This window comes from Streptomyces sp. NPDC042638, assembly GCF_040647235.1.
GTDB lineage: Bacteria > Actinomycetota > Actinomycetes > Streptomycetales > Streptomycetaceae > Streptomyces > Streptomyces rameus.
On sequence record NZ_JBEZBT010000123.1, the window covers coordinates 1 to 5160 of the forward strand.

The 5160-nt window shown below is 68.4% G+C and carries 4 protein-coding genes; 2 read left to right on the forward strand and 2 right to left on the reverse strand.

The window, feature by feature from the left end:
• Window positions 1–412 precede the first annotated feature (412 nt).
• Together AB0B40_RS37865 and AB0B40_RS37870 are read left to right on the forward strand one after the other, a co-directional pair.
• Window positions 413–862: an IMP dehydrogenase gene (locus tag AB0B40_RS37865; protein WP_362268165.1), complete on the forward strand. Its 450-nt coding sequence runs from the start codon at window positions 413–415 to the stop codon at window positions 860–862.
• Window positions 863–1397: 535 nt separating this feature from the next.
• A complete protein-coding gene (locus AB0B40_RS37870; protein WP_345046344.1) occupies window positions 1398–2024 on the forward strand; it encodes a hypothetical protein in 627 nt (208 codons plus the stop codon).
• Between the two features lie 207 nt (window positions 2025–2231).
• On the opposite strand, the gene AB0B40_RS37875 is transcribed toward AB0B40_RS37870, so the two are convergent.
• Entirely contained in the window at window positions 2232–2975 is a 744-nt protein-coding gene (locus AB0B40_RS37875) for a hypothetical protein (RefSeq protein WP_345046343.1), read from the reverse strand.
• 272 nt (window positions 2976–3247) lie between these two features.
• Window positions 3248–4876, reverse strand: a complete 1629-nt coding sequence (locus tag AB0B40_RS37880; RefSeq protein WP_345046341.1) for a hypothetical protein — start codon at window positions 4874–4876, stop codon at window positions 3248–3250.
• Window positions 4877–5160 lie beyond the last annotated feature (284 nt).

Below are 5160 nucleotides of genomic sequence, written 5' to 3' on the forward strand. Positions count from 1 at the left end.
GCTCGGAGATCTCCTGCAAGCAGCCGACTGATCACGACATCACACAAACCCTAGGACGGGACCGCTACCGGACGCCTGCTCGGCCTGGTGACCTCCCGCGGCTTCCGCCCCCAGCGCCACGACCTGGACGGACCGGTCAGTGGCCGGATGACCGCTCTCGCCGATCTGGCCCATGCCGGACCCGACATCGCGCTTTCCGAAGCCAACGCGCGGCTGTGGGACGAACGGCTGGACTGCATCCCTGTGCTGGATGGCGACGGCAACCTGCGGTATTTGGTGTTCCGTTCCGACTCCGCGGACAATAAGCGCTTCCCGACCCAGGTCGTAGACGCCGCCAGCGCCTGCGCGTGGGCGCGGGCGTCAACCCCCATGACAGCGCATCCCGGCCCTAGCGGAGGCGGGCGCGGATGCGCTGTGCTTCGACTCGTCCGACGGCTACAACGACCGGCAAGCACAGGCGTTGACCTGGGTGAAGAAGCACTATCCCGAGATCTCGGTCGGCGGCGGCAACGTGGTCGACGGCGAGACGCTCACCTTCCTCGCCGAGGCGGGGGCAGACTTCGTCAAGGTCGGTGTGGGCGGCGGTTCCATCTGCATCACTCGCGACCGGAAGGGCCTCGGCCGCGGGCAGGCCAGCGCTGTGCTCGACGCCGCGGCGGCGCGGGATGCCTTCCGCGAGCGCACCGGCGGGTATGTGCCGATCTGCTCCGACGGCGGCCTGGTCCCCGACTACCACGTTGCCCTCGCACTGGCGATGGGGGCCGTCCAGTCCCCGGCCCGGCTGACCCTCGTGTCGGACCAGAGCTTCAAGAAGAGCCACGCCAACGTCTCCCTGCGAGACATCCCGACGACAGTCTCCTGACACTCCGCCGAGGCCCACCGAGGACTACTGGCCGGAGGGGAATAGCGCACGGCCGGAATGCCCCCTCCCGCCCGCAGTTCGCGAACCGGCCCCCGACTGCGCGCCTTCACCGGCCCCGGCCCGGACGGCCGGCTGCGGTACAAGCCGCGCGGAAGGGCACTTCTTCGCCCACACGGGCATGACCAGCTAAGACCTGGTCCTATGCGCGTCGTCGATCTGCGCCTGAACGCGTCCCGCGATCAGCTCAACGAGCCGTTCGGTACGCCTGGGGCCCCTACATTGAGCCGCAGGCGGCCAGTGCCTGGACGAGCCCGCGCGCGATGAGGGCATCAGATGAGGGCATCACTGGTGACCGGGGACAGAACGGCATGACCGCGTGCCGTGGCGGCTGAACACCCGGAAGACGGGATCGGTGATCGCCGGGAATCTCATGTTTGCGGCTGGGGACAGGAGTGCTGGGACAGGAGTTCTAACCGGCACCCCGATTCCGCCCCCCGGCCACCGGTGAACGACAGCGCAGTGGCACGATGCCGCGGTGAGCCACTTCTCCTTTGTCAGCCTCGGTCCTGGTGATGACCGGCAGCATCTCCCGGAGCACAGGCAAGCCGAGCCCGGCCAGTGGCCGAAGCTGGAGGCTGCACTCGCTGCGGTCAATCGCGACCTGATGGCGACCCTGCCGGGTCAAGGTCCGCTGATACTGATGGCCGCGCCGTCCTGGCAGCCTTCGCCCCCGAGTGGGAGCGACAAGGAGCAGGTCTACGTGGCGATGCCGGACGGCCGTTGGCATGGTAATCCGGTCAATGCGTGCGATCTGGAGGAGGGCGACCCGCCAGAGCCGGACGATATGGCGACGGTCCTGACCCTCGTCGCGGATGCGGCGCAGGCGACCGTTACCGAACTGCTCTGGCAGGTCTGGCCGATCTGCTGGGAACACAGGATCGGAATGCACCCTCGTCCCGCGGGGACCGCCGACGACTGGTACCAGGGTGAAACGCAGGCGGGTGGCCCACCGGTGTGGTGGTGCCGAGGCGGCCGGGACGGCCACTGCCACGACGTCTCCCCGGTGGGCGATTTGGCCGCCACCCTGCCGGGAAAGCAGCGGCGCGCACTGCGGCGCAGCGAACGGGAACGGGACCATCGCCAGTCACCGCAGGCCGGATAAGTGCGCGTACAGCCGAGATACGCCACCCGACCAGCCTGGTCGACGGGCTGCGGATGACCGTCCGGTCCCCGCGATGGCGGAGACGCGAGCGGATCGCGGCGTCCACCCGCCCCACCGAACCCGCACTGACGGCGGCCCGGGCACGGCGGCCCGGGCACGGCGGCCCGGGCACGGCGGCCCGGGCACGGCGGCCCTGTGCGGCGGTGGCTACCTCGCGGGGCCGGATGCGTCGTAAACCGTGCAGTGGGTGTCGCGTTTCGTCTCGCCCAACGGAAGGTCGATGCCGGTCCCCGGGCTGCCGCAGGTCTGGTTCTGGCGGCCGTTCTGTGCGGTGTTCTGCCCGACACCGACCACCTGACCGGCGTCGGCGAGGGCATGGCCCCGGTGTTCGGGGCCCGACTCGTGCCGAGAGGACTTGTCGAGGGCGACGCAGCGGGTGTACTTCCTGATAGTCCCGAGAAGATTGATGGTGAGAGTGTCGGAGGAGTTGCCGCAGTACAGGTTCTGCTTACCGGTCTGTGCGGTGTTGAGCTGCTGTCCCAGTGACGTTCCACCAAGAGCCTGGGCGCGGCCGGTGAATCCTCCCTGCTCGTCAGCCTGGTCTCGGGCGACGGCGGCGCAGGTCGTCTGCTCGTTGATCGTACCCAGCACATTGACAGTGATCACGTCGGCGGAGTTGCCGCAGTTGAGGTTCTGCTCTCCGGCCTGTGCTGTGTTCGTCTGGGGAGCTAGAGCCGTTCCTCCGATCGCCTGCGGGCCGCCCGGATGACCGCTTCGCCGGTGTGTGTGGCCGTCGGTGTCAGCGCAGACCATCTCCTGGTTGGCGGTCTTCGCCACGTTGATCCGGACCAGGTGGGCGGAGTTGCCGCAGTCGAGGTTCTCCTGCCCCTCCTGGTCGGTGTTCAGCTGCCCGTTGAACAGATCGCCGTCCAGGATGTCTGCGACAGCCATCTCCTGGCTGGCCGCCAGAAAAGCTCCGGCGGTGAAGACGAGAGCAACGGCCTGCCGTGCTTTCTGCCCGGACCGGCGGGGTGCCGCATGACGTCCTCGCTGCCGCATCGTGATTACTCCTGCCGTTCGGTCGGGCCTCGGACAAAGTGGTTACCGCTTGCGTCGCACACGGCAGCGGTGGCCGCGATGGCGTGCCTGGTGGGATGGGCGTACCTGGCCGACACGCCGTCTTCGTCGTGAGACCGGGGATGCGTCGACTCAGGGGTGGCCGATCAGCGGGTGACAGTGCCGACGTTCGTGGACTCGTCGACAGCCTCGCACTGAGAGCTGTTACGGCTTCCGGAAGCGGTGATCGACAGGCCGTTCGGGTTGCCGCAGCTGTTGTTCTGCCGGCCCTCCTGCGCGGTGTTCTGCTGGGTGAGGTCCAGCAGGCCGGAGCCGCCATTGGCCTCGGCGCCTCCGCCGATGTCCGCGCTGTCCACGTTCGCGGAACGGTCGTCCGTCGCGCACCGGTTCGTACTGCTGGCACCCGTCAGAGCGAGGGTCGTGCTGTTGGGATTGGCGCAGTTGTTGTTCTGCCGCCCTTCCTGCGCGGTGTTCTGCTGGCTCAGGCCGCCGACGGCGGAACCGCCGTTGGCCTCGGCGCCGCCCCCCTTGACCAGAGTGCCCTGGTTCAGCGAGCCGTCATGGTTTGTGCAGTCGGCCTCAGCACTTGCGCCGATGAGGTCGAGTTCGGAGCCGTTGGGGTTGGCGCAGTTGTTGTTCTGTCGCCCTTCCTGCGCGGTGTTCTGCTGAGGGGTAAAACTGCCGCCGGAACCGCCGTTGGCCTCGGCGCCGCCGCCCTTGACCACAGTGTCCCGGTTCAGCGAGCCGTCATGGTTCGCGCAGTGGCCCCGGGCGCTGCCACCGCTGCCGTTGATTCCGGCGTTGTTGGGGTTGGCGCAGTTGTTGTTCTGGCGCCCCTCCTGCGCGGTGTTCTGCTGCAGCAGGTCGTCGTCCAGACTGCTTCCCCCGTTGGCGGTGGCGCCACCGCCCTTGATCACGCCGTTCTCGTTGACCGAACCATCTCGGTTGAGGCAGTGGCCCTCAGCCTGGCTGCCGGTCAGGACGACACCGGCGATGGGGTCGGCGCAGTTGTTGTTCTGCCGGCCCTCCTGCGCGGTGTTCTGCTGAACGAGGCCGGCAGCCGACGCGGAGCCACCGTTGGCGGTGGCGCCCTTGCCCGTGGTCGCCATATGCCTGTTGACCGAGCTGTCCTGATCCACGCATCGGCCGTCGGTCTCGGCGCCGGTCAGCCTGACAAAAGCGGTGTCGATGTCGGCGCAGTTGTTGTTCTGCCGGCCCTCCTGCGCGGTGTCCTGCTGGTCCAGGAAGGCCCCTCCGGAGCCGCCGTTGGCGTTGGCGCCGCCGCTCCTGGTCACCGAGTCCTCATTGGTGGAGCCGTCCAGCCCTACGCAGTGGTTCTCCGTGCTTGCGCCCATGAGAGTGATGGGTGTGTCGTTCGGGCTGCCGCAGCTGTTGTTCTGTCGGCCTTTCTGGGCCACGTTCTGCTGGTTGACGGTCCCCACCGTCGCAGAGCCCCCATTGGCGTTGGCGCCCCGGCCCTCGGTGAGAGTGCGCCTGTTGAAGGAGGCGTCACCGGTCACGCATCGCGTCTGTGTGCGGCCACCCATCAGCTCCGTCGCACCGCGGAGCAGCCCGTTCCCGTCGGCGCAGTTGTTGTTCTGCCGGTGCGCCTGGGCGGTGTTCTGCTGGACGGCATCAGCCAGCGCGGCGCCACCATTGGCGCTGGCACCACCATCCTGGCCGCCGGCAAAGGCGACTCCCGGCCCGACACACACCATGCCGCCCGCCGTCAAAGCCACCAGCGTGGCCACCCTGACCTTGCGCTCACCGCGCATCTTCTCTCCCGATCAGCTCGTCACTTGGATCTGTCGCCGACAACGAGAGCGAGGCTTCAGGGGCAACCCCGGTACCAGGTGATTCCTTCCAACGGCCCAATCGGCGAGGCTGTTTGTAGGGTTGCGTGAGATGCGGGCGGCTTGGAAGGCGGAGTGCCGTCGGGCCGGCCGTGCTCCCGTCGTGTTCGCCGCATCGAGCCGCGCGGCCCCTTGGAGCTTTCACACCGAGACCGAACCGGGCCTGTTCGCCCAGCGCCGCCCGTAGCTGCCCTCCGCTCCGAACC